Annotated in this window: 2 protein-coding genes; both read right to left on the minus strand. The window is 56.5% G+C overall.

Going from position 1 to position 4,366, the window contains the following annotated elements; genetic code table 11:
- Positions 1 to 2,489: TonB-dependent receptor (locus ACWA6V_RS17950; protein WP_449523778.1), on the minus strand; the 2,489-nt coding region annotated here is incomplete at its 3' end.
- A gap of 95 nt (positions 2,490 to 2,584) precedes the next feature.
- The coding region (locus ACWA6V_RS17955) for an alpha-1,6-glucosidase domain-containing protein (RefSeq protein ID WP_449523779.1) at positions 2,585 to 4,366 on the minus strand (1,782 nt) is incomplete at its 5' end.

The following is a 4,366-nucleotide window of genomic DNA, read 5'->3' on the forward strand; positions in this document are numbered from 1 at the left end:
GAAGTGGAATAGGTGCCGTTTTCCACCTCAACTTCCGTTGGTACGCCACCGACCAAAACCTCAGCGCTATCGGGAATATCAAACCCGGCGGCGCGGAAATCGAACTGCTCGAAGGTCACATCCTGAATAAAGGATTTGATATCGCGGTGATAACCGGCAATCACAAAGGCACCGTTGGTCTCTTCCATGTAATGCTCGTAAGAGAGATCAATCTGATCCGCAATAAACGGCGTCAGGTAGGGCGATGTGTTGGAGCCGTAGTTAAAGCGCGGGACGTTATCCGAGCCAGTGGTGATGGTGCCTTCGGAATCCGGTGCCGCCAGGCGGTTGATGGGCGGGCGCGATAACACACGCGCCAGCGCCAAACGCAGTTGATCTTCGTCAGTCAGGGAGAAGTTCAAGTTGAGCGATGGCAGGGTATCACTGTATTTGGCACCGAGTTTTTGGTAGGCGAAGTTGCTGCGGCAATCGCCCAGCTCATCGCAAATCTCGGTCGCACCGCGCTCAACATCCCCATTCACATTGACCAATGCAATGCTCGATTGGTCAGTCTCTACGTGGCGCACACCGATATTACCGGTGAGGTCACGCCCCAACAGGCTGGTAGAAAGATTGGCCTGCAGATAATAAGAGGTGATGTTTTCGTCGATATTGGAACTCTGCTTCATCGACCAATCACGCCCTTCGCCCCAGCGCGCGGCTGGCTCAATTGGACGAGGTACGGCCTGCGGATCGGGGTTTTCTATAGTGGCTGCAGGCACTGGCCCCAACACCAAACCGACGTTGTGCGCAGAGCGAATAATTTCGTCACCATCAATCGCCAGGAAGGATGGGAAGCGGGAGAAATCGCCCTTCCAATTCACTACATCGGAAGTATCCACTGTGATCGGCAGGGACCAGTCCGACCTGATCGTGTTGTTGGCACCATCACCGTAAACAAACACCTGACGACGGTCAGTGTGGTTGCGCTCAGAGGCCCTTACACCCGCTTCTACAGAACTGATAAACAGATCGTCAAACTCGTATTTCAGGTCCAACCGCGCGGCATCTATCAGGTCGTCGTTGATGCGCGGATAGCGCTCATAGCGGCTTAAGCGCAGGTTGCTCACACCGTTGGCGTCATAGGCGGCATAGTCGCGACTCAATGACACTGTAGGCAGGTTGATGCCATCCAGTAGATAAGCCATAGATTGATCGGGATCGCGCTCGTAGGGGTCACGGCCCGGCACTGGATCTTCTTTGGCGCGGTAGAGATGCGCACGTACTACGCCATCTGCCTGCACACCCGAAGCGTCGGAGCGCGACAGGTCACCGGCGATGGTCCAGGCATCCTGTTTCCACTGTACATTCAAGCCGCCCGAGAGCAGCTCGTTGGTTTGGGTCACATCGTTGCTGACTACGTGGAAATCGAAAGCTTCGGCATTGTCGTCGGCCACTTTGAATTCACCGCCAACTACCGCCTGGTTATTCCACAAGACCACACTGCTCACATCAGCATTGCGCAGCGGCTGAATACGGAAGCCGCGCGAATAGCTGTCGGAGGTGAACTCGGAGTAAAACAGGTCGGACTTGATCGTCAGATTTTCATTGGGCTCGAACTGGACGGCAGCCACATAGCCATCGCGAGTCTCTTCACCGCCAGTCTGCAGCAGTTCAAAACCGTTGCTGATCTGCACGCTGGATGGACGCTGGGACACCGGCTGCGGGGCGAAGTTTTCATCCACTACCTGGGTGTTTAAACCATTGTCATCCATTAAATCGAAGGGAGCAGTTTCGTAGTTGTAATGCTCAAAGCGGGCAGCTGCACGAGGTTGCACCAGATTGGCGTAACCCAGTGCTATCCCGAGGGTGTCATCCAGCAATTTTTTCTGGAACGAGAGCGATAGACGTCTGCCATAGGGTTCGGCGCCGTAAATATCACTCGCCTGATCGTTAAAACTGCCGCGCACGCCGACCACAAATTTCTGGTCTTCGGTCATTTCCAGCGGGTTAGCCGTTTTCAATTCCACCGTACCTGCCACACCACCTTCAATCAGCGATGCCTTGGGTGACATATACACTTCTACTGACTGGATCAACTCCGAGGGGAACTGGCTGAACTCCATGGCGCGGGTACCGTTGGGCGATACCTGCTCACGGCCATTGAGGGTAGAAAAGACAAAGCCTTCACCCATGCCGCGAACCTGAATGGTGCCCGCTTGTCCGCCGGAACGGGTCACCGTAATACCGGGCACCCGGCCGAGCGCATCGGCGATCGACACATCCGGGAGACCACCCAGATCAGCAGCGGAGATAGCCTGCACTACGGTGTCGGCGTTGCGTTTGGTATCCAGACTGTTCTGGATCGAACGGGCGTAGCCGGTGACCATCACCTCTTCCACTTCGATCTCGGGTTTGGTCTGCTCTTGCGCCAGCAGCGCGGGTGAAATACCTGCCACGGCGAGGCTGGATATCACCAGGGCCAGAGGCTTTACGTTAAATGTTTTCATCGTGTTCTTCTCAACCGTTAGGGATAGCGTTTTTTTATGGGCTGCGCCCTCACACCGGGCGCAGCGCTTCCTAAATGCCCTCGCGGGCACTGCTATTACTCGACCAGATCCACCCGCACCGTGATGGCATCCGCCTGGGTGGTATCCACCGTAAAGCGGTAAGTGCCGGTCACAGGAATGGTAATGGCCAGGTTGTCATTGGAGCCTTGGGTTAATGCAGCTGCCTCCCCGACAGCGGCGCCCGTGCCACCCAGATTCGGGTTGCTCCAATTGGTTTCGGCGATTTTGAACTGGTAACTACCCATAGCCACGTTGACGGTCAGGGTGTAAAGACCGGCGCCAGCATAGGTCAAGCGGTTGCCTGCGTTAGCATCCCAACCAGACGGGGTGATGGTACCGCGCACGTAAATAGGCGTTGCGGCGAACAGGTCATCCTCATACACCCGCACGGTAGGAGCATCGGCATTGCGCGTGTTGACCTCAAAGCGGTAGGTCGCCGCTTTGGTGATGGTCAGCGGCACATTGTCATTGCTGCCTTGGGTCAGGATCTGGGGCTGGCCTAACTGCGCCGGGGTATTGCCACCCATGTTGAAGGTGCTCCAATCACTCGATGCCACTTTGAACATGTAGTCACCGGGAACCATGGCCGAGGTCACCGCGTAGAGGCTATTGCCTTGATACACCAATTGGTTGCCTGCGTTGGCATCCCAACCTGATGCAGTCACGGTGCCGCGCAGATACACAGGCACTGCACCGAAGGTATCCGGGTTGGTCACCTTGAGGGTCGGTGCGGTAGTGCTGGACGAAGCATCCAACTCAAAGCGGTAGATACCGGCTGTCGCAACATTAAGATGAATGTTGTCATTGCTGCCCTGCGTCAGAGTGATAGAACTGCCCGGTACCAACGTCGCATTGGAACCCAGGTTCGGACTGCTCCAGTTAGCCTCGGCAATTTTGAACTCGTGGTTGCCCGCAGGCACATTCAGGAGCACCGAGTAAACGCCGCCGCCTTCGTAGGCCATACGGTTAGCGGCCGTTGCGTCCCAACCGGCTGCTGACACACCACCGCGCACATAGACTGCGGTATCGCCATAAGGCACAGGAACTGCTGCTCCCAAACTAGCAGAGGCAGACAAACCAGCACCTTGCGCGCCCGCTTGGGCTTTTACAAATACCGCCGTGGTGTAGGCAGGCACACTGAAGCTACCACCGGTCGCATTACCGGTCGCTTCGGCAAAACTCGCCGCTTTCACGGTTGCATCGGCTGAGGCTTTCTGGGTGCTGTGCAGGCTAAAACCGGTCGCGGTGGGCACCATCGCCACCTGGGTTTGACTGGTGCCATTCACCACGACTACCAGTGCGTCGTTGGCAGGGTCTAAGTCGGCGCGCGCCGTTGAATCGGTGCCGGCGACTGTGCCTGCGCCATCGTCAATACTCATCACAATCAAGCCTGCCACCTGGGTTTTGCCACCATCGTGGAAACCGACACGGTCCAATACTTCCTGCTCGGTTTGCAGGCTGAACAGCGGGCTGCTGCTGGCGATACTGAGGAACTCCTGGAATACCTCACCGGCCATAGCGATATCGGCTGGCAGCGGCTTGGATTGGCTATCGGCAAACTGGCTGAGCACATAGGTATCGGTGATGCCATCGCGCAATTCTGGCGGCAGCCCCACACCCCAGTTGTTGCTTTGTTTAGTGAAATCCACCGCATTGAACCAATCGCCTGCGTTGTAGCTGTTGGGCGACATGGACTTGGAGCGCAGCAAGTCGCTACCCATTTGGAAGAAAGGTACGCCTTGGCTGAGCATTGGCAGGCTCAGGGTCAGGTTGTGGATACGCACCCGATTTTCGCGGCTGGTATTAGCAGGCAACGC

Source organism: Cellvibrio sp., from assembly GCF_053579595.1.